Genomic DNA, 21,747 nt, shown 5'->3' with positions numbered 1-21,747 from the left:
CTGCTGTTTGGCCTTGATCTTCAGTTCCTCGATGACCGGCGGAACCGTGTGGTCATTCGGGCCGGCCTCGTGACGGTATTTGTCGTATTCGGCCTCGGCCGGGAACACGTACTCGATCATGAAGTCGGACAATCGCTTGTGATAATCGCTGGCTTTGGCCGACATCGCGAAGTCCATGACCGTCACGAGGCCGGCCCGAATGACCACACGGTTCCGCCGGTCATCGAGGAACTGAAGATCAAGGCCAAACAGCAGGGCCTGTGGAATTTGTTCCTGCCGGCCGAGTCGGGGTTGACGAACCTGGAGTACGCCCCGCTGGCCGAGCTGACCGGCTGGAGCCTGGAGATCGCTCCCGAGGCGCTCAACTGCGCGGCGCCGGACACCGGCAACATGGAGACCCTGCACCTGTTCGCCACCGAGGAGCAGCGCAGGCAGTGGCTGGAGCCCTTGCTGGCCGGGGAGATCCGCAGCGCCTTCTCGATGACCGAGCCTGCGGTCGCCAGCAGCGACGCCCGCAACATCGAAACGTCGATCGAGCGCGACGGCGGCGACTACGTCATCAACGGCCGCAAGTGGTGGACGTCCGGGGCGGCCGACCCGCGCTGCAAGATCCTCATCGTGATGGGCCGCACCAACCCCGACGCGGCCAGCCACCAGCAGCAGTCGATGGTGCTGGTCCCCGTCGACACGCCAGGTGTGACCATCGTTCGCTCGACGACGGTCTTCGGTTACCAGGACCAGCCCGGGCACTGCGAGATCGTCTACGACAACGTCCGGGTGCCGGTGACCAACCTGCTCGGCGAAGAGGGCGCCGGCTTCGCGATCGCCCAGGCCCGGCTGGGGCCGGGCCGCATCCACCACTGCATGCGCGCGCTGGGCGGCGCCGAACGCGCGCTGGCCCTGATGGCCGACCGCGCGCGCAACCGGGTGGCGTTCGGCCGCCCGCTGGCCGAGCAGGGCGTGGTGCGCGAGGCAATTGCCAAGTCCCGCAACGAGATCGACCAGGCCCGGCTGCTGTGCGAGAAGGCGGCCTGGACGATCGACCAGCATGGCAACAAGGCCGCCCATCTGTTGGTCTCGCAGATCAAGGCGGTCGCCCCGCAAGTGGCCTGCAACGTGATCGACCGCGCCATCCAGGTGCACGGGGCCGCCGGCGTCAGCGAGGACACCGTGCTGGCCCGGTCATACGGCTGGCATCGCGCCATGCGCCTTTTCGACGGGCCCGACGAGGTGCACATGCGGACCATCGCGCGCTACGAGCTCGGCGGGGAGCAATCCGCGCTCGCCGCGGCGGTTACCCGGCATGGCTGAAGCCGTGCGAGAACTGTCCGGCGCGTGGAACTTTCGTGACGTCGCCGACGGTGTCGACGCGCTGCGGCCCGGGCGGGTGTTCCGGTCCGGCGAGCTGAGCCGCCTCGACGACGACGGCCGGGCGACGCTGCGCCGGCTGGGCATCACCGACGTCGCCGACCTGCGCGCGGCACGCGAGGTCGCCAGGCGCGGCCCGGGTCAGGTCCCCGACAGCGTCGAAGTTCACCTGCTGCCGTTCCCCGACCTGGCCGACTCGGAGGCCGAAGCGGCGGCGCCGCACGAGGAGGCGTTCCAGCGGCTGTTGAGGGGCGAAGCCGACGGCTCGGAAGAGTCGGTGAACGAGACCGCCGTCCGATTCATGACCGATGAGTATCGGCAATTCCCGACACGCAATGGGGCGCAGCGCGCGCTGCGCCGTGTCGTCACGCTGCTGGCCGCGGGTCGCCCGGTGCTGACCCACTGCTTCGCGGGCAAGGACCGCACCGGCTTCGTGATCGCCACCGTGCTGGAAGCGATCGGCGTCGACCAAGACACCATCGTCGCCGACTTCTTGCGCAGCAACGACGCCGTGCCCGAACTTCGGTCGCGGATCTTCGAAATGATCCAGCAGCGGGGGGATACCGAACTGACCCCGGAGGTGGTGACGTTCACCGAGGCGCGGCTGTCCGACGGCGTCCTCGGCGTGCGTCCGGAATACCTGGCCGCCGCCCGCCAAACGATCGACGCCGAATTCGGTTCGCTCGGCGGCTATCTGAGCGACGCGGGCATCACCGACGCCGATCTGGATCGACTGCGCGGCCAACTGCTCGGCTGAGCGGGCGTCGGCCGCGCAAATGCCGGACAGGATCGCGAGATCACCCTAGGCTGACGGGGTCCGCTGCAGCGGTCGAGTCGCGCCTTTGTCGGGGAAAGGATTCGGGCCGATGACGTATGTGCTTGCCGAGCCGCAGATGATGGCGTCGGTCGCGGCGGAAATCGAGGGAATCGGATCGGCATTCACCGTCGCCACCGCCGCCGCGGCGGCGCCGACGTCGGGTGTGGCGGCGGCGGCGGGCGACGAGGTGTCGGCCGCCATCGCCGATGTATTCGGCACTTTCGGCCAGCAGTATCAGGACCTCGTCGCGCGGTTCGAGTCGTATCACAACCAATTCCAGCAGACGCTGGCCTCCGGCGGGTTCGCCTATGCCGAGACCGAGGCGGCCGTCGCCGCGACCCTCGGCCTGGGAGCCGCCGGCGCGCCCGCCCCGGCCGCCACCATTCCGCCGTTCCCGGCAAACCTGGTGTCGATATTCATCGGCGGCACCGGGGTTCCCATCCCGTCGCCGTCATTCGTCACGCGGGCCAACAACCTCTACGTCCAGTCGGCGAGCGGCATCCTGCAAGCGCTGTACACGCCCGAGCAGCTCTACCCGCTGACCGGTGTGAAAAGCCTGCCGCTCAATCAGTCGGTGGTCGAGGGCGTGACGATTCTCGACAACACGCTGTACAACACGATCCACAATCAGGGGCAATCGGTCACCGTTTTCGGCATTTCGCAGAGCGCCATCATCTCCTCACTGGAGATGCAGAACCTCACCAACGGCACCTCTCTGTTCGGCGCGAACCCTCCGCCCGTCAACATGCTCAACTTCGTGCTGACCGGCAACGAGGTCAACCCCAACGGCGGCCTGCTGTCGCGGTTCCCGAATCTCTCCCTGCCCGCCCTGGGTCTCGACTTCTATCCCGCGATGAACGCCAACACGCCCTACCACGTGGCCAATTACACGCTCGAATACGACGGGTTCGCCGACTTCCCGCGGTATCCGATCAATATCGTTTCCGACCTGAACGCGGTCGCGGGAATCGTGTTCGTGCACACCACTTATCTGGACCTCACGCCGACCCAGGTCAATAACGCGATTCAATTGCCGACGTCGCCGGGCTACACCGGAAACACCACCTACTACGTGATTCCCACGGCGGACCTGCCACTGCTGAAGCCGCTGGATGCCATACCGGTGATCGGCAAGCCGCTGGTCGATTTGATCCAACCGGACATGAAGGTATTGGTGAATTTGGGCTACGGTCCCGATCCCACCCTCGGGTACTCGACCAGCCCCGCGGACTTGCCGACGCCGTTCGGCTTGTTCCCGGATGCCAACCCCGCCACCGTGTTCAACGCGCTGGCGACCGGAACCCAGCAGGGAATCCACGACTTCTCGGTCGACCTGCAGCAGATCGCGTCGCAGCCGACCACCGTCGCGCCGCAGTTCACCCTGCCGAGTTCGCCGCCGAATCCGACGACGACGCTGGCGAACTTCCCGTCGCCGCAACAGGTCTTCGACACCGTCAACAAGATCGTCACGACCGACTACGCCGTCGCGCTTCCAACAGTCGACATCGGCTACTCCCTCGCGACCGAGCTGCCCTTCTACGACACCGAGCTATTCCTGAGCCAGCTCGGTCAGGGCAACCTCGTCAACGCGATCGGTTATCCGATCGCCGCCGACGTCGGGTTGGGGACCGTGGCGGGCGGGGTCGAATTCCTGACCATCGTTTCGGCGCTCTCGAGCAACGTCAAGGACATCCAGAGCCTCATTCCGTAACGCGCACAATGGGTCCTGCCCAGTTCGGGAATGAATGCTGTAGAAGCAAAAACACCGGTGCAAAACGCCAACAAGAAGACGCTGTCGCTCCTAAGCTAGCTGGGTGCCGGTGCCCGAGCCGAGGTTGACGGCGTCCTCGGGCCCAACACGCTTACCCCTCAGCGCGGAAGGGAAGAGGCGATGACGACCTTGATCACGCAGCCCCAGATCTTGACGACGGCCGCAGCGGATGCTTCTGCCATCGGTTCGGTGATCGAAGAGGCCAAGGCGGCCGCGGCCGGCCCCACAACGAGTCTCGCCGCGGCGGCCGAAGACGAAGTGTCGGCCATCACCGCGCAGTTCTTCGGCTCGTTCGGTCAGGAATACCAGGCGCTGCTGCAGCAGGCGTCCGCGTTCCATGGGCAGTTCGTCGCGGCGTTGGCCGGCGCCGGAAACGCTTACGCGCAAGCCGAAGCCCAGATCGCCGCCTCACTCGGGCTCACTGCGGCGAGCGGGCCGGCGGTCGGGACGTTCACGCCAACGGATCCGACATTCAATGTCGTTGCGAACTTGATCATGACCGGCAGCGGCACGGCTACACCCTCGACGACCTATTTAACTAATGTCTTCAACCGGTATTTGAACGGCCAGTTCGGCAATCTCAACCAATTCGTCGGTCCCCTTCAAGCGGTGTCGACGGCCGAGGGGCTCTATCCGTATACCGGTGTCAAGGACCTGACGCTTGACATATCGCTGGCCCGTGGCGTCACCGAGCTGGACAACGCGATCAAGGCCGCGATCCTCCCCGGCAGTGGCAATGCCGTTTCGGTTCTGGGCTACTCGCAGAGCTCGATCATCGCCTCGCTGGAAATGCCGAAACTCCTTGCCGAGGGCTTTACGAATGGGACGGGCGGCAGTGCGGTCCAGGCGTACTTCACCCTCCTCGGTGACCCCGCCAACCCCAACGGCGGCCTGCTCGCGCGATTCCCGGGGCTAAGCCTTCCCAGCCTGGGGATCACGTTCGGGACCTCGACGCCCGCCAACGATTTCCCGACGACCATCTACTCGCTCCAATACGACGGCTTCGCGGACTTCCCGCGCTATCCGATCGATATCTTCTCCGACCTCAACGCCCTCGCTGGCATTGTCTTCGTGCACGGCACCTACCCAACTCTGACGAACGCGCAGTTAGCTTTGGCCCACCCGTTGCTCGGGTCGCACGTCCTCGATCCCGCCAACGGCATGACCGATTACTACATGATCCCGACGGAGAACCTGCCGCTGTTGACGCCGCTACGGGCCATCCCCGTCATCGGGACCCCCCTGGCCGACCTGATTCAGCCGGACCTGAAGCTCCTCGTCAACTGGGGCTACGGCGACCCCAACTACGGCTACTCGACCAGCCCGTCAAATGTGCAGACCCCGTTCGGGTTCCTGCCGCCGCTGAGCGCAACGACGGAACTGGCCGCGCTCCTGCCCGGCGCCACCCAGCAGGGCGTCAGCGCCTTCGCCAACGACCTGTCGCATCTGGCTGCTTCGGCCGCATCGAGCGGCGGCGGCGGGCTTCCCGCGCTCACCCTGCCTTCGTCGGCGTCGATGCCGACGACGATCACCGGCGTCATTCAGGCCATCCAGTCGGCGAACAGCAACATCGCCGGCACGATCGCGGGCGATGCCTCGACCGCTTATGCGACGCTGCTTCCGACGGCAGACATCGCTACGGCACTCGCGGTGTCGGTGCCGTCGTACGACGTCAATCTGTTCCTGGACGGCATCAACGAAGCGATAACGGGCAACCCGGTTCAGGGCCTGATGGACGCCTTCGGCCGACCGATCGCCGCCGATGTGGGGCTGTTCACCCTCGCGGGCGGCTTCGAATTCCTGAGCATCGTGAACTCCGCCGAAACGATCTTCCTCGGCACGCCGCACCCCGGCCCCTTCTGATCCGTTGCGGCATATGCCTTTCGGATCCGAGGGCATTAATTGACTTGTCGCCCTCGCTGCCGATCCCTGGACTAGATCCAGATCGGGTGCCAGACCTCGACATGAGCGCGCGACCGCTCCTAAGCTAGCTGCTGCCGGTTCAAGCGATGTGGCCGGCCATCGGTATGGCGACGTCGTCGGCATCGATACGAGTGCGCCAATTTGAAGGAAATGCCGATGACGAGCTTGATCACGCATCCCCAGATCGTGGCGACGGCCGCTGCGGATGCTTCGGTAATCGGTTCGGCGATCAACGAGGCCAGGGCGGCCGCCGCCGGACCCACCACGAGCCTGGCGGCGGCGGCCCAAGACGAGGTGTCCGCCATCGCCGCCCGGTTCTTCGGCGCATACGGCCAGGAATACCAGGCGCTGCTGCGCCAGGCGACCGCATTCCACGATCAGTTCGTTGCCGCGTTGGGCGCCGCGGGCAGCGCCTACGCGCAAGCCGAAGCCCAGATCGCCGGCGCGCTCGGCCTCACCGGCGGGGCCGGCGCCCCGGCATTCACCGCGGTAACCCAGGCGGCGACACCTACAACGGTTGACGCCATTCTGATCATGTCGGGCAGCGGCTTTGCGATACCGCCGCCGGATTTCATGAACCAGGCCTACAACCTGTACCTGTCGAACTTCCACACGCTGCCGACGAACGTCCTTACGGCCGTCTCCACGGCGGAGGGTCTGTACCCGATCTTCGGTACCAAGGACCTGACGTTGGACATCTCGCTCGCCCGCGGCGTCGGGGCGCTGGACACCGCGATCACCTCGGTACTCGGCCCGCCCGGCAGTGGCAAGGTGGTCTCCGTTTTCGGGGTTTCGCAGAGCGCGATCGTCGCCTCGATGGAAATGCCGAAACTTCTTGCCGAGAACTACAACGCGTCGAATGCCTTCTTCACGCTCACCGGCGATCCCGCCAATCCCAACGGTGGCCTGCTGTCGCGCTTTCCCGGCCTGACCATTCCGAGTGTGGGGATCACTTTCGGCGCCTCGACGCCCAGCAACGATTTCCCGACCAACATTTGGACGCTCGAATACGACGGCTTCGCGGACTTCCCGCGCTACCCGATCGACTTCCTCGCCGACCTCAACGCGCTGTTGGGCATCTCCTACGTGCATGGCACGTACCTGTTCCTGACGCCCTCTCAGCTCGCTGGGGCAACCCCGTTGGGTCAGTCTGGAGCGCCCACGATGACTCACTACTACATGATTCGAACCGAGAACCTGCCGCTGTTGGAGCCGCTGCGGGCGTTCCCGATCATCGGCAACCCGATCGCGGACCTGCTGCAGCCGGACCTGAAGGCCCTCATCAACTGGGGCTACGGCGACCCGACCGTTGGTTGGTCGACAAGCCCGGCCGATGTCCCGACCCCGTTCGGGTTCCTGCCGCCGCTCAGCGCCACCACGGCCCTGGGGCCCCTCTTGGTCAGCGGCACCCAGCAGGGAGTGGGCGCCTTCACCAACGACATGTCGGCCCTGGCGAGTTCCCTTCCGGGGGCCGGATCGTCGGCCCTCGCCGCGCTGACCCTGCCCACCTCGGCGTCGATGCCGACGAGCATCACCGGCGTCCTCCAGGGCATCGAGACGGCGAACACCAACCTCGTCGGCACTCTGACGACCGACTTCTCGACCGCCTACGGAACCCTGCTGCCGACGGCCGATATCGCGACGGCCCTGGCGATCACCCTCCCGTCGTATGACGCCAATTTGTTCCTGAACGGCGTCATCGAAGCCGTCAATGGCGACCCTGTTCAGGGGCTCATGGACGCGTTCGGTGATCCGATCGCCGCCAGCGTCGGATTGACCACGCTCGCGGGCGGTTTCGAGTTCCTTGCCATCCAGAAGGCATTACTCACGATCTTGACCGGGGCGCCGAACCCCGCCCCCATCTGACCGCCGGTCAGGGCTCGAGCACGAGCTTGCCGAGCACGCCCCCGTCGGCCAGGCACTGTAGCGCGGCCGGCCCCTCCGACAGCGGGAAACGCTGCGGCGGAGGGGGTTTCAGCCCGAGAAAGACCAACTGGCTCAGCCCCCAGGCAAACAACGCGGCCGAACCGGGGACCCTGTTGAGGTACTCGCCCCACGCGACCCCCACCACGCTGACGTTGCGCAGCAGCAACCGATTGACCTTCACCGTCGGAATGCCACCCGCGGCGAAACCGATCACCAATAGCTTGCCGTCGATCGCCAGGACCCGGATCGCGTCGTCGAAGGCCGGTCCGCCGATCGGGTCGACGACGATGTCGACCCCGCGGCCCTGGGTGTAGTCACGTATCCGGTCCGCCCAGCCGTCGGTCAGCGGAACCACCAGGTCGGCGCCCAGCGAGCCGACATAGTCGGTCGCAGCCTCCCGGTGCACCACGGCCAGCACCTTTTTCGCGCCCATCGCCCGCGCCACCTGGATGGCCGCCGTGCCCACCCCGCCGGCCGCACCCAACACCAGGACGGTGTCGCCCGGCCGCATGGCGGCGCGGCGGGACAGCGCGAAGTACATGGTGTTGTAGTTCACCAGCAGCGAAACCGCTTCGGCGTCATCGAGTTCCGCGGGGCTGCGCATCACGTTGGGCACCGGGACGGCCACCTGTTCCGCGTAGGAACCCAGGATGCCGAAGGCCGAGACCCGCTCGCCCACCCGGAAGCCGGAGCCTTCCGGCGCGGAACGCACCACGCCGGCGGCTTCCATGCCGGGGACGAACGGCGGGGGCAGCTTCAGCTGGTACTCGCCCTTGGTCAGCAGCAGGTCCGGAAAGCACACCCCGGCGGCGCGAACGTCGATGACGACGTGGTTGCCGTCGGCGCTGACGTCATCGATATCGGTGAAGACCATGCCGTCCGGACCGGACAGCTCTTGCACCACACAGGCTTTCATGGCCTTACAGCTTGAATCCGGCCTTTTGCGCTGCGGAAAGGTCCGTGATCTCGTCCCAGTGCGCGGCGACGTCCTGCACCGACGGCGGCTGGTCGAAGGTGACGCCCTCGTTCTGGAACAGCGCGGTGCGCTGCACCTTGCCGCCACCGACGATGAAAACCGACCCGTTGTCGGCGCATTCCTCGGTGCACAGGTAAGCCATCACCGGCGCAACGAAATCCGGCGTGAGCTTCTCGAACACCTCGGGCGGCAGGATGTCCTGAGTCATCCTGGTGGCCGCGATCGGGGCGAGCGCGTTGGCGTGGATGTTGTACTTGGCCCCCTCCTGCGCCAACGTGTTGATCAGACCGACCAGGCCGAGCTTGGCCGCCCCGTAGTTGGTCTGGCCGAAGTTGCCGAACAGCCCGCTGGTGGAGGTGGCGACGACGACACGGCCGTAGCTCTGCTCCCGGAAGTGCGGCCAGGCGGCGCGAATGACGTTGTAGCCGCCGTACAGATGCACCTTGAGCACGGCGTCCCAGTTCTCGAATGTCATCTTGTGGAACGTGCCGTCGCGCAGGATCCCGGCGTTGCTCACCACACCGTGGATGGCGCCGAATTCGTCGAGCGCGGTCTTGATGATGTTCTCGGCGCCCTCGGGGTCGGCGACGCTGTCGTAGTTGGCGGCCGCCCGGCCCCCCGCGTCCTTGATCTCGTTGACCACCTCGTCGGCCATCTTGTGGCCGGCGCCGGTGCCGTCACGCGCCCCGCCGAGGTCGTTGACGATGACGCTGGCGCCCTCCTTGGCGAGAGTCAGGGCGTATTCACGCCCCAACCCGCCACCGGCTCCGGTGACGACGATGACGCGATCCTGCACTCCGGGCATAAGGTTCCTCTCTGGTGTGAAACATTGGATCTAGCAAGCGATTTGGCGCGGCGACGCCGTCAGAACATCCTGCGAGCCATCTTGAAGGCCCGCTCGGTGTACGGCGGGTAGATGAAGCTGGACAGGTCGGGCCGGGTCGGCTTTGTCAACACCGACTTGCGGTGGCTGAACTCCTCGAAGCCGTACCTGCCGTGGTAGGCGCCCATGCCCGAGGCGCCGACGCCGCCGAACGGCAGCTTGGCCGTCGACACCTGGAACGCCAGGTGGTTGACCAGCATGCCGCCGGCGGGCACCTCCTTGATCACCCGCTCGCGGACGTCTTTCGCCTTGGTGAACAGGTACGCGGACAACGGCTTTGGGCGCGAGTTGACGAAACGTATTGCCTCGTCCAGGGATTGGACCGTGATCACCGGCAGGATCGGCCCGAAGATCTCGTTCTGCATCAGCGGGCCGTCGGGGTCGGGATCGACGACGACCGTCGGCTGGATCCGCAGCGTCGACGCGTCGCAGGCGCCCCCGACGGTGACCTTGCCGTCCCCCTCCGCGAGGTAACCGCTGATCCGGTCGAATTGGCGCTGGTTGACGATACGAATTCCCTGCTGCTCCTTGGAGCGCATCTTGGTGATTGCCGCGCTGATCTTGTCGACGAGTTCGTCGCGGATCTTCGCGTCGGCCAACACATAGTCGGGCGCGACGCACGTCTGCCCGCCGTTGAGCAGCTTGATCCATGCGATCCGCTTGGCCGCGACGTCCACGTCGGCGTCGGCGGCCACGATCACGGGGCTCTTGCCGCCGAGCTCGAGCGTGCACGGGGTCAGGTGGGGCGCCGCGCCCTCGTAGACCTTGCGGCCGATCTCGGTGCCGCCGGTGAACATCACGCGGTCGAGGCCCTGCGCGATGAGTTCCTGGCTCACCGCACCGTCGCCCTCCACGACCGTGATCGCGTCGTTGTCGAGGTAGCGCGGCACCAGCTCGGCCATCAGCCGCGACGACGCGGCGGCGATTTCCGACGGCTTCAGGATGACGGCGTTCCCGGCGGCGATCGCCCCGACGGCAGGACCCAGCGTCAGGTAGAAGGGGTAGTTCCAGGCACCGATGATCAGGACGGTGCCGTAGGGCTCGTACTCGATCCAGCCGCGACCGGGCCGCTGCGGCAGCTCCAGCCTTTGGTAGCGGCGGCGCGTCCACTTCCGCAGGTGCTTGGCCGCGTATTTCGCCTCACCGGCGGTCGTCGCGATGTCGGCGATGAACGACTCGAATTTGTTGCGGTCCAGATCGGCGGCGAGGGCGGTGCTGATGGCCTCCTCGTTCTCCTCCATCAGCTTTTGCAGTTGCAGCAGCTGCTGCCTGCGCCACTCGACGTCGCGAGTGCGCCCGGAGGCGAATGTCCTGCGGAGCCGGGCCACCGTGGCGGGGATATCGACCGTCTGAGCTGGGGCGCCGTTCGAGGATCGGGTGGATTCCGACGCTGTCTGTGCAACCGATTCGGTGGTCATCATTGTCCTTCCCGAGCAGAATCGCCCGCTGCAGTGCGGGTGGCCGCTCATCGGTGATAACCGCGATCCTAACCATCCGGTTGGGGGAGCAGTTAGGAAGGATCCGCCCTAGCTCAAGGTTTGCTTGCCGTCACGAAGCTGTTCGTGAACGGCCGCTCCTCCGACTGCGGCGCGCGGCCCAGCCTCAGCCCCTCGTCGCGCGCGCTCACCGCGTGGGTCGCCCAGCCGCGGTCGCCGAACCAGTCGGCGGGCTCGGGGCGTCCCTCGTCGTCGAACCAGAGGTCGAACGGATTGAACGAGGTGTCCTGGCCGCGCGCCGCGCGCCTGTCCCTCAGCTCCTGCCACCTTTGCTCGGCCTCGCGCCGCTTCTCCCGGTCGACGCCGAATATTTCGACCGCCACCCGGCTGCCCGGTCCGCTCAGCTCGTCGATGGAGGCGAACATGGATTCCTGCGCGGCCGCCGGCAAAAACGGCAGCAACCCCTCGGCGAGCCATGCCGTCGGACGGGTCGCATCGAACCCGGCGTCGCGCAGCGCCTGGGGCCAGTCGTGGCGCAGGTCGACGGGCACCGGTCGCCTGTCGACGACCGGGGCGGCTCCGTGCGCGGCGAGCGTCTCGGCCTTGTACTCGAGCACCTTGGGCAGGTCGATCTCGTAGACCACGGTGCCGTCCGGCCAGTCGAGGCGGTAGGCGCGCGAGTCCAGGCCGGCCGCGAGGATCACCACCTGGCGGATCCCCGCGGTCACCGCATCGGCGAAGTACGCGTCGAAGAAATGAGTCCGCACCGCCTGGTAATTGATCATGTGCCGGGAGTCGACTGTGAAATCCGCGGCCTCGTCGTCGGGATCCGGCGTCCACCAGGCGGCGACCTGCTCCCGAACCCCCTCGAGTTCGGGAGTAGACACCAGCACCTCGGCGAACTGGTCGGAGATCAACGGCTCGGCGCTTGCGGTCTCGGCGGCGCGGGCCAGCGCGACCATCACCGCGGTCGCCCCGACGCTGGTGGCGATGTCCCAGGAGTCGTTCGCGGTGCGCGGCATTTACAGCCTTTCGGCGATCACGAAGTCGGAGAACGCGTCCTTGTCGTCCGCCATCGGGACGTTCTCGACCAGGCGGCCCAGCCGGCGCATCGCGTCGATCGAATGCTCGGCCGTCGCCCGCCAGCCGTGTTCGTTGAGCCACTCCGCGACGTCCGCGCGGTGGTCGTCGCGGTACATCAGCTCCCCGACGTCGACGGTCTCCTCCAGGCCGATCTCGTCGGCCACCTTCCTGAAGCGTTCGCGCATCTGCTGCCGCCGCTCGTCGGCGTGGTTGGGTGCGGTCTCGGCCGAAACCCGGCTGCCGGCCGGGCTCAGCTCGCCGATCAGGGTGAAGAGCCGGTCCTGGGCCTCGGCGGGCAGGTACATCAGCAGCCCCTCCGCCAGCCACGCTGTGCGCTGCGTCGGGTCGAAGCCCGCGGCCCGCAGCGCGGCCGGCCAGTCCTGACGCAGGTCGATGGCCACCTCGCGGCGGTCCGCGGCGGGGGTCACGCCGTTTTCGGCCAGGGTGGTGGATTTGTAGGCCAGGACCTCGGGCTGGTCGAGCTCATATACCGTGGTGCCGGCGGGCCAGTCCAGCCGGTAGGCGCGCGAGTCCAGCCCCGACGCCAGGATGACGATCTGGCGGATCCCGGCGGCGACGGCGTCGGCGAAGTAGGTGTCGAAGAAGTGCGTCCGCACCGCTTGGTAGCCGCGCATGTGGTGCAGGTGGGCCGCGGAATCCTCGTCGAGGGCTTCGACCTTGGCCGCAACCTCGGGGTCGAGCATGGCCTCCCACAGGACACCGGCGCCGGCGCCCTCGACCAGCAGCCGGGCGTACGGGTCACGGATCAGCGGGTCGGGCCGTTCGGTCTCGACGGCGCGGGCGGCGGCCACCATGACCGCGGTGCTCCCGACGCTGGTCTTGATGTCCCAGGTGTCGTCGTGGGTGCGCAGTGAGCTCATCGCGTTGCTTGCTCCTTCATCAGCTGTTCGATCCGCCGAGACGCGCGCGCAGCAGCGTGCTGCGGACCGCCTCGTCGTCCAGGTCGTCGGGTACGGGGCGGCCCAATCGGGCCATCTCGTCGCGGTTGTTCACGGCGTCCACCTGCCAACCGTGGTCGGTCAGCCACGCGACGGGGTCAGTGCGGTCGGGCTCGTGGAAGGTCAGCGCCTGCACGTTGACGTCCAGGCCGAGCCGCTCCCGCATTCGCAGCCAGCGCTGCGAGTTGCTTCGCGAGTTCATCCCGAACGCCTCGATCGCGACCTGGCTGCCCGGCGCGCTGAGCTCGGTGAACATCTCGAACAGCCGGTCCTGGGCATCGCTCGGCAGGTAGGGCAGCAAGCCCTCGGCAAGCCACGCGGTGGGCTGGGTCCGGTCGAAGCCGGCGGCGATCAGCGCCGCGGGCCAGTCGTCGCGCAGATCCACCGGAACGGGCCGCCGGGTCGCGGTCGGCACCGCGCCGTGCTCCTCCAACGTCCGGGTCTTGTACTCGAGCACCTTGGGCTGGTCGATTTCGTACACCGCGGTGCCGGGCGGCCAGTTCAACCGGTAGGCGCGGGAGTCCAGCCCGGCGGCCAGGATCACGACCTGCCGGATCCCGGCGTTGACCGCCTCGCCGAAGTATTCGTCGAAGAAGCGGGTGCGCACCGCCTGGTAGTCGATGCCCAGCCGGTGCGCACGTTGCCCGTGCGGATCGCCGTCGAGCCAGGCCAGCTCGGCGTCGGCCAACCGCGCCCAGGCGACACCGGCCGACGACACCAAGAGGCCGGCGAACTCGTCGCGGATCAGCGGGTCCGGACCGGCCGTTTCCGCGGCGCGCGCAGCGGCCACCCCGAGCGCGGTGGCGCCGACGAGTTCGGTGATGGCCCAGCTGTCACCGGCGGTCCGAAGGGAAGGCGGCAAGGAGGCGTCCACATCAGTCATGGCGAGACCATGCTACCGAATAAGTTAGTTAGCCTATGCGCTTTGTGCGCAACTTCACTGCGCCCGGCCGGTCAGGCCTCCGGCCGCCAGAGGGCGCCTTCCAATAGCCGGCGCAGCACGTCGCTGATCGCGAGGATCTCTTCATAGCTGCGGATATAGCCGGCGTAAAACCCGACGCCGCAAAGCACGATTATTAGGGTTTCGACCAATGCGGCCGCGTCGATATCGGGCGCGACCTCTCGGCGCTCGATTGCCTCGTTGACCGCCGACGCCAGAAATTCGCGGCTAATTTTGACCGAATCAATTTCAGCTCCGCTTAATTCCGGATGCCGTTGCGACTCGAGCACCGCGGCAATCAGAAATGCCGAGACAGCGGGATTGTCGGAGTTTGCCCGCACCGCGGCGGTGATGAACGCCGTGAGCCGGCCCGTCAGCGTTTTCTCGGCCTCCGCCTGCCGCATCCCCGCGCCGATGACGAGGGCGTTCGTCTGCTTCAACACCTCGCGATACAAGAGCCGCTTGGTAGAAAAGTAATGGTTGATCGCCGGTCGGGTCAGGTCGGCGCGGGCCGCGATCGCCTGGAACGTGGCGCCGTCGTAGCCGCGCTCGGCGAATACCAGGCGAGCCGCCTGCATGATCCGCTGTCGCGTCTCGTCCGCCTTTGCGGCGGGGGGACGTCCCGGCCGGCGACTCGCCGTTTGCGGCATTTCTAGAGTGTGCCACCGCCACGGTGGGGCATTAGCGCATTCGGCGGAATAGTGCCGAATTTTCCGGCCTGGTAGTCCTCTAGCGCCTCGATCAATTCGGCGCGGGTGTTCATCACGAAAGGCCCATAGTGGAATACCGGCTCGCGAATCGGCTGACCACCCAGCAGCAGCACATCGATCGCGTGCCGGCCGGCCCCCACGGTGACCCGGTCGCCCGGCCCGAGCACCGCTAGTTGCCCCGAGCGGATCGGGTGGCGCACCGGACCGACGTATCCGCTGCCGGACAGTACGTAAACCAGCGCATTGAATTCGCGCCGCCACGGAACGTTGAGCCGGGCGCCGCTTTCGATCGTCGCGTGCGTCAGCGTGATCGGCGTGTGGGTGATACCGGGGCCGCGCTGGCCGCCGATCTCACCGGCGATGATGCGGACGAGGGCCCCGCCGTCTTCCGACGCCACCAACCCGGCGTCGCCGCCCTCGATGGCCTGATACCGGGGTGCCGCGAACTTGTCCCGCTTCGGCAGATTCACCCACAGCTGGACGCCGTGGAAGAAGCCGCCGCTTTCGACCAGTTCGGCTGGCGGCGTCTCGATGTGCAGGATTCCCGAACCCGCCGTCATCCATTGGGTCGCGCCGTCGGTGATCAGCCCGCCGCCACCGTGCGAATCCTGGTGCGCGAACTTGCCGTCGATCATGTAGGTGACGGTTTCGAACCCGCGGTGCGGATGCCAATCGGTGCCCCGAGGTTCACCCGGCTGGTACTCCACCGCGCCCATCTGGTCCATGTGCACGAAGGGATCCAGGTCGGCGGTGCTGACCCCGGCGAACGCGCGGACCACCGGGAAACCCTCGCCCTCGTAGCCTCGCGGTCCGGTGGTGATCGATCGCACCGGCCGTTCGGTGTCGGCGGGACCTGGGGCGCCGACGCGTGGCAGCGTCAGCGTGTCTGCGGTTACTGCAGGCATGTCTACCTCCTCGATTAGAGCTGTCCGTATAACCGGACCGAAGTCCGGTTATTCCCGTCTGCCTAAGATGACGTAGTGCCCGGGGAAGAACCGACGGATGAGGAACCCCAGCCCGCGGCGGCCCCGGCCCGCGCGGCGGGCGGACGCTTCGGGGCATCGATCCGCAAATCGGGCTACGTGCAGAAGTGGCTGCTGCTGGGCATCACGATCGGCTTCATCGCCGGCCTGGGAGCCGTCGTCTTCTACTTCGCGCTGAAGTACACCGCCGAGTTTCTGCTGGGCTACCTGGCCGGCTACCACATCCCGACGCCCGCTGGGGAGGGTGGCGGCCACGGGTCGACGGGCTTCAGCCGGGCGTGGGCCATCCCGCTGGTGACGACGGGCGGCGCGTTGCTGTCCGCGTTGATCGTGGCGAAGCTGGCCCCGGAGGCCACCGGCCACGGCACGGACGAGGCCATCCAGGCCGTCCATGGCGATCCCCGCGCCATCCGCTTTCGTGCCGTGCTGGTGAAGTTGGTGGCCAGCGCGCTGACCATCGGATCGGGCGGTTCGGCCGGCCGCGAGGGCCCGACGGCGCAGATCTCGGCGGGCTTCTCCTCGCTGCTCGCCCGGCGGCTGAACCTGTCCGACGAGGACGGCCGGACCGCGGTGGCGCTGGGCATCGGCGCCGGCATCGGCGCGATCTTCGCCGCACCCCTGGGTGGGGCGGTGCTGGCCGCCTCGATCCCCTACCGTGACGACTTCGACTACCGCTACCTGCTCCCCGGCTTCATCACTTCGGGCACGGCCTACGCGGTGCTCGGGGCATTCCTGGGCTTCGATCCGCTGTTCGGCTACATCGATGCCGAATACCGCTTCGAGAAGGCGTGGCCGCTGCTGTGGTTCGTGGTCATCGGTCTCGTCGCGGCGGCGGTCGGCTACCTGTACGCCCGCACCTTCCATGCCACCGTGCGGCTCACCCGGCGGCTGCCCGGCGGCGCGGTGCTCAAGCCGGCGCTGGGCGGACTGCTCGTGGGCCTGCTGGGACTCGTGCTCCCACAGATCCTGAGCAGTGGCTACGGCTGGGCCCAGCTGGCGGCTGACCGCGCGTCGCTGATGGCGATCCCGCTGTGGATCGTCATCATCCTGCCGATCGCCAAGATCGTGGCCACATCGCTGTCGATCGGTACCGGCGGCTCCGGCGGCCTGTTCGGCCCGGGGATCGTGATCGGCGCGTTCGTAGGGGCCGCGGTCTGGCGGCTGGGCGAGCTGTCCGGTCTGCCCGGGGTGCCGCACGAGCCGGGCATCTTCGTTGTGGTCGGGATGATGGCCTGCTTCGGCAGCGTCGCGCGCGCACCGCTGGCGATCATGATCATGGTCGCCGAGATGACCGGCTCGTTTTCGGTGGTGCCGGGCGCGATCCTCGCCGTCGGGATAGCGGCCCTGGTGATGTCGCGCAGCAACGTCACCATCTACGAGGCGCAGCGGCTGAACCGGGAAACCGCCGAGGCCGAGCGCGCGCGCCAGCCCTCGACGGTCGCCGAAGGCGAATCATCCACCGACAGCTAGGACTCGCGCCGCGCGCTGCTTGCCGCGTCCTTTTCGGTGCTCGCGCCCTCGTGGGCCAGGGCGCCGCCCGAGCTTTCCAGATGCGCCCGGACAAACCATTGGAACTTCTCCAGTTGTCCCGCCTGCCCGATCAGCAAATCCTGGGTCACCGGGTCGAGTTCATCGGTCTCGTCGATGGATTGGCGGATGTCCTCGATGACGCCGTTGTACACCAGGTCCAGCGCGGCCAGATGCGCCTGGACCGTGTCGCGGCCGACGGAATAGTCGTCCCACGAGCGATCCCTGATGATCGCGCCCGGCGTGCCCTGCGGTGAAGCCCCAAGCGCCGCAATGCGTTCGGCGACATCGTCGGCGAAGTTGCGCACCGCGTCCACCTGGGGATCGACCATCTCGTGCACGCCAATGAAGTTCGGGCCCACCACGTTCCAGTGGATGTGCTTCAGCGTGAGATGCAGGTCGTTGTAGGTGCTCAGTTGCTTTTGCAGCAGTTCGGTCAGTCGCGCCGCCTGCTTGTCGGTCAATCCCGGAATAGTGAACTGAGTCATTGCGTTTCCCTAGCTTCCTTCCCTGCGGTTGGCACACGGTACTGCTCTGCTGGGTACCCGATGGCCCACCCGGAAAACACCGTGGGTCAGAGCATGTGGATTTGCTGCACCGGCAGCCTGGCGCCGCGCCGCGGCTCGTACGCCAACCCGCTGGCCTCGAGCAACCGAACCACTCGGTGGCGGTGTGGGCGCATCGGCTCGAGCAGCTCGAGCATCATGGCGTCGTCGACGGGGCGGCCCAGCAGCGTCCAGCCGATCATCTTCGGGATGTGATAGTCACCCACCGACACGGCGTCGGCGTCGCCGAATGCGCGCTGCGCGGTTTCGGCCGCGGTCCACTCACCCACCCCCGGCAGGGAGGTCAAAGCCCGGCGGGCCTCCTCCGCCGGGCGCGACACCAGCCGCTCCAGCGAGGCCGCGCGCCGCGCACAACCCACCACCGTCTGCGCCCGCCTCGGGTCGACGTTGGCGCGATGGAACTCCCACGACGGGATGTGCCGCCAGGCGTCGGCCGAGGGCGGCACCCGCATCCCGGCCGGCGCCGGCCCAGGCGCGGGGGTCCCGTGCTTGGACACCAGGACGCGCCAGGAGCGGAACGCGTCGGCGCCCGGCACCCGCTGCTCGATGATGGCCGGGATCAAGGCCTCCAGCACCCGTCCGGTGCGGCCCAGTCGTAGGTGCGGGACGCGTTGGTGGGCGGCGGCAACGATGGGGTCGCGCGGCTCGAAGTCCGACGCGTCGTCGTCGGCGCCCAGCATCGCGGGCAGCATCTCGATGAACTCCTGAGCACCGCCGCCCCAGGCCTCGCAATGGGCCGCGTTGGCGGCGGCGCGGCTGATCCGCGCCGTAACGGGCCCGCTGGGCAGCAGGCTGGTCCGCCAGATGGTGCCGTCGCCGGGCAGCCGGAAGCACGGGTCGCGCGGACCGTGCCGCAGGGGCGCCAAGGTGTGCCCGAAGCTGGCCGCCCCGGGGAATGTGACCGTCCGCGTACTCGTCACCCGTTCACTCTGCAATCTGCGGTCACAGCGAGTCCCAGGGACCATGCCGTTTGACCGGTGATGATGTCCCACGACAATATTGCGATGTGATGACGCCATTTGATGGCCCGCACACGGAGCTCGCCTGGATGTTCTTGCAGAGCCTGACCGAGGGTGCCGACCTGGACGAAGGCTTTTCGCTGCTGAGCGACGACTTCACGTACTGGAGCCTTTACACCCGGATAGCGTTCGACAAGGCGACGTTGCGGCAATCGGTTGAGTGGCGCAAACGGAGCCTTGAGCTCAGCGTCGAGCTGCACAGTTGCTTCGCCGACGGCGACACGGTGGTGATGGAGGCCCGTGCATTCGGCACCAACACCGACGGGGTCGAATACGACAGCCCCTTCGCATGCATCTTCGAGATACGCGACGGGTTGATCGTCTCGATGCGCGAATACAGCGACACGCGCGCGCAAGAGCGCGCGCTGCCCCCATCACCCAGTGGGGCCTACTGAGATCTCGGCCTTGTTCGGGTAGAAGGCGACGTGCCCCGCAATCGCCGCGACGGCGGGATAGGGCTGCTCATACGTCCAGATCGCGTCGACGACCGTCTCGCCCGCGGAGGTGGTCACGCTGTAGTAGCTGGCGTCGCCCTTGAACGGGCAGTGCGTGCTGGTGTCCGTGCGGGTAAGCCGGTCGGACGCCACGTCGCCTATCGGAATGTATTGCACCGCGGGCAAACTCGCTTCGCGCAGCTCCAGCGCCGCGGTAGTGTCGGCGACGAGTTCGCCGTTGACGCGCACCTGCACCCTGCCTTTCGTCGGCTCGATGGTGATCGGATGCCCGGCGCTCGGTTCTTTGATTTCCGGGTGGGTCATGGGTACCTCCTCAGGCGCGGATGCAGGTTGCAACACCAAGCCGGGCCCAAGACTTCCCGCCCGCTCTGCTTAGGTCGAACATCCGGGGGTATGCGCTCGCCATGAGACTCGCAGTTCTCGATGTCGGCTCGAACTCGGCGCAGCTGCAGGTGGTCGACGCGATGGCGGGCAGCCCGCCGCTTCCGGTCCGCGCCGTCAAGGAGCACACCCACCTCGGTGAGCAGCTGGGCGAGGACGGCTCGATCTCGAAATCGGGCATCGCCCACGTGACTTCCGCCGTGGAGCAAGCGGTTTCCGCGGCGCGCGACTTCGATGTCGAATGGCTGTACCCGTTCGCGACGGCCGCGATTCGCGATGCCTCGAATCGGGAAGCCGTGCTGGACCACATCGAAGATCAGTGCGGGATTCGGTTGCAGGTGCTGTCCGGCGAGCAAGAGGCTCGCCTGACCTATGGCGCTGTCCGCCGCTGGTACGGATGGCAGGCCGGGCGGATGCTCATCATCGATATCGGCGGGGGCTCGATGGAACTGGCCTTCGGTCGTGACCAGGCGCCCGACTTCGCCTTCTCGTTTCCGCTGGGGGCAGGCCGCGCCACCCGCGAGTTCTTCGGCTCCGCGCCCGTGCCCTCCGGCAAGCAACTCAAGGCCCTGCGAAAACGCGTCGAGAGCGAGCTAGGTGACGTCGCCGACCGGATCATCTGGGAGGGCAAACCGGGCCAGGTGGTCGTGACGTCGAAGACGTTCCGGCAGTTGGCGCGGTTGTGCGGCGCCGCCAAGATGCGCAAGGGCCCGTTCGTCCGCCGCACCTTGGCGACGGCGGACCTGGCTCGCTGCCTGCCCCGGCTCAAACGGCTGACCCCAGCCGAGCGTGCCCGGCTGCGTGGCGTGTCGACGGCGCGGGCGGGACAGATCCTGGCCGGCGCGATCGTTGCCCTCGAGACGCTGCGCTACCTGCAGATTCCGACTGTGCAAGTGAGCCCGTGGGCGCTGCGCGAGGGCATCATCCTGCAACACCAGGCCGCGCTGACGCAGACGAGCGAACTGCCGCTGCATCCGCTGCATCTCTCCTCGTCCGCCGCGGCCGGCGACGCGATCGTCACGACCTTGCCGCCGCGGCCCGCGAACTGAACCGACGAGGCGCGCAGGCTATTCGGCCTGGGCGGCGGTGCTGTCCTTCGTCTCGGATCGAGCGGACTGCGCTCCCTTCGGGGCGACCCAGAACCGGGCCGCTTCGCGGATCGATTCCTCGACCGGGCGCGGCTGCCAGCCCAATTCGCGCATCGCCTTGCTGCTGTCGACGGGCGCTTCGGCGCGCATCATCCGCACCGACTTGAGGCTGAGTTCGGAGTCCTTGCCGGTGAGTCGCGCCCTCAGGGTGCCCATCGCGGCCAGGGCGTAGAGCACCGGCACCGAAATCGAGCGTCGCGGCGGCGGTACGCCCGCCTCGTCGGCCGCGATTCGGACAACATCATTCAGCGCGAACATCCGCTCGGAGATCAGGTATCGCTCCCCGATGCGGCCGCGCTCGGCGGCCAGGATCATGGCCCGCGCGGCGTCGTCGACGCCGACGACCTCCAGCTGGATGCCGTTCATCAGGAAGGGCAGCTTGCCGAAGACCGCCCCGGCGATGAACGCGCCGTGCGGGGTGCCGCCCCAGTCTCCGCTGCCGTACGTCGTCGAGACGCACATCGCGACGGCGGGCAGCCTCGCCTCGGCCACGTAGCGCATCACCAAATCTTCGGCCTGGACCCGGGATTGGACATACGGAGTAAGGCCGCGTGGGTCGATCACGTCCTGTTCGGTCGCCACGTGCCCGTGTCGCCGGCCCACCGTCGCGTAGGTGCTGGTGAAGACGAACCTGCGCAGTCCCGGTTCCTTGACGGCGACGTCGAGAACGTTGCGCAGGCCGTCCACGTTGGTGCGGAACAACGGCGACGGGTCACGCAGCCAGGCGCGCGTGTCGACGACGCAGTAGTAGACGTCGTCGACGCCGTCCATCGCCTCGCGCACCGTGTCGGTGTCGAACACGTCGCCCTGAAACCGGGTGACCTGCAGGTCGTCGATGCTGCGGGTGTTGGCTTTCGGGCGCACCATGACCCGCAC

19 protein-coding genes and 2 pseudogenes are annotated in these 21,747 nt (G+C 67.4%); 8 read left to right on the top strand and 13 right to left on the bottom strand.

Going from position 1 to position 21,747, the window contains the following annotated elements; genetic code table 11:
* Positions 1-177: pseudogene (locus tag A5706_RS33180) on the bottom strand (acyl-CoA dehydrogenase); the annotation flags it as partial.
* Between the two features lie 3 nt (positions 178-180).
* Between A5706_RS33180 and A5706_RS21545 the strand changes: the two are divergent.
* The 5 genes and pseudogenes from A5706_RS21545 to A5706_RS21525 all read left to right on the top strand — a co-directional run.
* A pseudogene (locus A5706_RS21545) lies at positions 181-1,311 on the top strand (acyl-CoA dehydrogenase family protein); the annotation flags it as partial.
* Positions 1,304-2,125 carry a tyrosine-protein phosphatase gene (locus A5706_RS21540; protein WP_068135046.1) on the top strand — a complete coding sequence of 274 codons (822 nt, stop codon included), beginning with the start codon at positions 1,304-1,306 and terminating at the stop codon, positions 2,123-2,125. The pseudogene A5706_RS21545 and the gene A5706_RS21540, both read left to right, overlap by 8 nt.
* A gap of 109 nt (positions 2,126-2,234) precedes the next feature.
* On the top strand, positions 2,235-3,896 hold the full coding sequence (locus A5706_RS21535) for a PE-PPE domain-containing protein (RefSeq protein ID WP_068135042.1): 1,662 nt from the start codon (positions 2,235-2,237) through the stop codon (positions 3,894-3,896).
* A 180-nt stretch (positions 3,897-4,076) separates the two neighbouring features.
* Positions 4,077-5,819, top strand: coding sequence for a PE-PPE domain-containing protein (locus tag A5706_RS21530; RefSeq protein ID WP_068135039.1), 1,743 nt, complete (start codon positions 4,077-4,079; stop codon positions 5,817-5,819).
* Positions 5,820-6,035: 216 nt separating this feature from the next.
* The gene (locus tag A5706_RS21525; protein WP_068135051.1) at positions 6,036-7,745 is read left to right on the top strand and encodes a PE-PPE domain-containing protein; all 1,710 of its coding nucleotides are present in this window, start codon (positions 6,036-6,038) and stop codon (positions 7,743-7,745) included.
* A gap of 7 nt (positions 7,746-7,752) precedes the next feature.
* Here A5706_RS21525 and A5706_RS21520 read toward each other — a convergent pair whose 3' ends face one another.
* The 8 genes from A5706_RS21520 to A5706_RS21485 all read right to left on the bottom strand — a co-directional run bounded on the left by A5706_RS21520 (position 7,753) and on the right by A5706_RS21485 (position 15,697).
* Positions 7,753-8,721 (bottom strand): NADPH:quinone oxidoreductase family protein, encoded by a 969-nt coding sequence (locus A5706_RS21520; RefSeq protein WP_068135034.1) that lies wholly within the window; start codon positions 8,719-8,721, stop codon positions 7,753-7,755.
* A gap of 4 nt (positions 8,722-8,725) precedes the next feature.
* On the bottom strand, positions 8,726-9,586 hold the full coding sequence (locus A5706_RS21515; protein WP_068135031.1) for an SDR family oxidoreductase: 861 nt from the start codon (positions 9,584-9,586) through the stop codon (positions 8,726-8,728).
* Positions 9,587-9,645: 59 nt separating this feature from the next.
* A complete protein-coding gene (locus tag A5706_RS21510; protein WP_068135028.1) occupies positions 9,646-11,085 on the bottom strand; it encodes an aldehyde dehydrogenase family protein in 1,440 nt (479 codons plus the stop codon).
* 110 nt (positions 11,086-11,195) lie between these two features.
* Positions 11,196-12,122: a class I SAM-dependent methyltransferase gene (locus A5706_RS21505; RefSeq protein WP_068135025.1), complete on the bottom strand. Its 927-nt coding sequence runs from the start codon at positions 12,120-12,122 to the stop codon at positions 11,196-11,198.
* Positions 12,123-13,055 (bottom strand): class I SAM-dependent methyltransferase, encoded by a 933-nt coding sequence (locus A5706_RS21500; RefSeq protein ID WP_197517924.1) that lies wholly within the window; start codon positions 13,053-13,055, stop codon positions 12,123-12,125.
* Between the two features lie 28 nt (positions 13,056-13,083).
* Entirely contained in the window at positions 13,084-14,025 is a 942-nt protein-coding gene (locus A5706_RS21495; RefSeq protein WP_068135020.1) for a class I SAM-dependent methyltransferase, read from the bottom strand.
* Positions 14,026-14,096: 71 nt separating this feature from the next.
* Positions 14,097-14,732 (bottom strand): TetR/AcrR family transcriptional regulator, encoded by a 636-nt coding sequence (locus A5706_RS21490; protein WP_068135017.1) that lies wholly within the window; start codon positions 14,730-14,732, stop codon positions 14,097-14,099.
* Between the two features lie 2 nt (positions 14,733-14,734).
* Entirely contained in the window at positions 14,735-15,697 is a 963-nt protein-coding gene (locus A5706_RS21485; RefSeq protein WP_068135013.1) for a pirin family protein, read from the bottom strand.
* A 75-nt stretch (positions 15,698-15,772) separates the two neighbouring features.
* Between A5706_RS21485 and A5706_RS21480 the strand changes: the two genes are divergently transcribed.
* Positions 15,773-17,245, top strand: coding sequence for a chloride channel protein (locus A5706_RS21480; protein ID WP_068135010.1), 1,473 nt, complete (start codon positions 15,773-15,775; stop codon positions 17,243-17,245).
* Here A5706_RS21480 and A5706_RS21475 read toward each other — a convergent pair.
* Positions 17,242-17,790: a Dps family protein gene (locus A5706_RS21475; RefSeq protein WP_068135007.1), complete on the bottom strand. Its 549-nt coding sequence runs from the start codon at positions 17,788-17,790 to the stop codon at positions 17,242-17,244. The genes A5706_RS21480 and A5706_RS21475 overlap by 4 nt on opposite strands.
* A gap of 86 nt (positions 17,791-17,876) precedes the next feature.
* Positions 17,877-18,833, bottom strand: a complete 957-nt coding sequence (locus A5706_RS21470; protein ID WP_369831929.1) for a DNA-3-methyladenine glycosylase — start codon at positions 18,831-18,833, stop codon at positions 17,877-17,879.
* A 41-nt stretch (positions 18,834-18,874) separates the two neighbouring features.
* On the opposite strand from A5706_RS21470, the gene A5706_RS21465 reads away from it, so the two are divergent.
* Complete coding sequence (locus A5706_RS21465) at positions 18,875-19,282, top strand: nuclear transport factor 2 family protein (RefSeq protein ID WP_068135001.1); 408 nt, start codon at positions 18,875-18,877, stop codon at positions 19,280-19,282.
* Here A5706_RS21465 and A5706_RS21460 read toward each other — a convergent pair.
* Positions 19,262-19,645: a DUF427 domain-containing protein gene (locus tag A5706_RS21460; protein ID WP_068134998.1), complete on the bottom strand. Its 384-nt coding sequence runs from the start codon at positions 19,643-19,645 to the stop codon at positions 19,262-19,264. The genes A5706_RS21465 and A5706_RS21460 overlap by 21 nt on opposite strands.
* A gap of 101 nt (positions 19,646-19,746) precedes the next feature.
* On the opposite strand from A5706_RS21460, the gene A5706_RS21455 reads away from it, so the two are divergent.
* On the top strand, positions 19,747-20,772 hold the full coding sequence (locus A5706_RS21455; protein ID WP_068134995.1) for a hypothetical protein: 1,026 nt from the start codon (positions 19,747-19,749) through the stop codon (positions 20,770-20,772).
* An 18-nt stretch (positions 20,773-20,790) separates the two neighbouring features.
* Here A5706_RS21455 and A5706_RS21450 read toward each other — a convergent pair.
* Positions 20,791-21,747: NAD-dependent epimerase/dehydratase family protein (locus tag A5706_RS21450; RefSeq protein WP_068134992.1), on the bottom strand; the 957-nt coding region annotated here is incomplete at its 5' end.

It is taken from the genome of Mycobacterium sp. E796 (assembly GCF_001672815.1).
In the GTDB taxonomy this organism is placed as follows: Bacteria; Actinomycetota; Actinomycetes; order Mycobacteriales; family Mycobacteriaceae; genus Mycobacterium.
Note: the sequence above shows the minus strand (reverse complement) of the source record. Positions and strands in the feature narration are given on the sequence as shown.

Excerpts from the sequence above, each read along its gene's own strand:
- A5706_RS21540 (WP_068135046.1), top strand. The coding sequence starts at position 1,304 with ATGGCTGAAGCCGTGCGAGAACTGTCCGGCGCGTGGAACTTTCGTGAC.
- A5706_RS21535 (WP_068135042.1), top strand. The coding sequence starts at position 2,235 with ATGACGTATGTGCTTGCCGAGCCGCAGATGATGGCGTCGGTCGCGGCG.
- A5706_RS21530 (WP_068135039.1), top strand. The coding sequence starts at position 4,077 with ATGACGACCTTGATCACGCAGCCCCAGATCTTGACGACGGCCGCAGCG.
- A5706_RS21525 (WP_068135051.1), top strand. The coding sequence starts at position 6,036 with ATGACGAGCTTGATCACGCATCCCCAGATCGTGGCGACGGCCGCTGCG.
- A5706_RS21520 (WP_068135034.1), bottom strand. The coding sequence starts at position 8,721 with ATGAAAGCCTGTGTGGTGCAAGAGCTGTCCGGTCCGGACGGCATGGTC.
- A5706_RS21515 (WP_068135031.1), bottom strand. The coding sequence starts at position 9,586 with ATGCCCGGAGTGCAGGATCGCGTCATCGTCGTCACCGGAGCCGGTGGC.
- A5706_RS21510 (WP_068135028.1), bottom strand. The coding sequence starts at position 11,085 with ATGATGACCACCGAATCGGTTGCACAGACAGCGTCGGAATCCACCCGA.
- A5706_RS21505 (WP_068135025.1), bottom strand. The coding sequence starts at position 12,122 with ATGCCGCGCACCGCGAACGACTCCTGGGACATCGCCACCAGCGTCGGG.
- A5706_RS21495 (WP_068135020.1), bottom strand. The coding sequence starts at position 14,025 with ATGACTGATGTGGACGCCTCCTTGCCGCCTTCCCTTCGGACCGCCGGT.
- A5706_RS21490 (WP_068135017.1), bottom strand. The coding sequence starts at position 14,732 with ATGCCGCAAACGGCGAGTCGCCGGCCGGGACGTCCCCCCGCCGCAAAG.
- A5706_RS21485 (WP_068135013.1), bottom strand. The coding sequence starts at position 15,697 with ATGCCTGCAGTAACCGCAGACACGCTGACGCTGCCACGCGTCGGCGCC.
- A5706_RS21475 (WP_068135007.1), bottom strand. The coding sequence starts at position 17,790 with ATGACTCAGTTCACTATTCCGGGATTGACCGACAAGCAGGCGGCGCGA.
- A5706_RS21470 (WP_369831929.1), bottom strand. The coding sequence starts at position 18,833 with ATGGTCCCTGGGACTCGCTGTGACCGCAGATTGCAGAGTGAACGGGTG.
- A5706_RS21460 (WP_068134998.1), bottom strand. The coding sequence starts at position 19,645 with ATGACCCACCCGGAAATCAAAGAACCGAGCGCCGGGCATCCGATCACC.
- A5706_RS21455 (WP_068134995.1), top strand. The coding sequence starts at position 19,747 with ATGAGACTCGCAGTTCTCGATGTCGGCTCGAACTCGGCGCAGCTGCAG.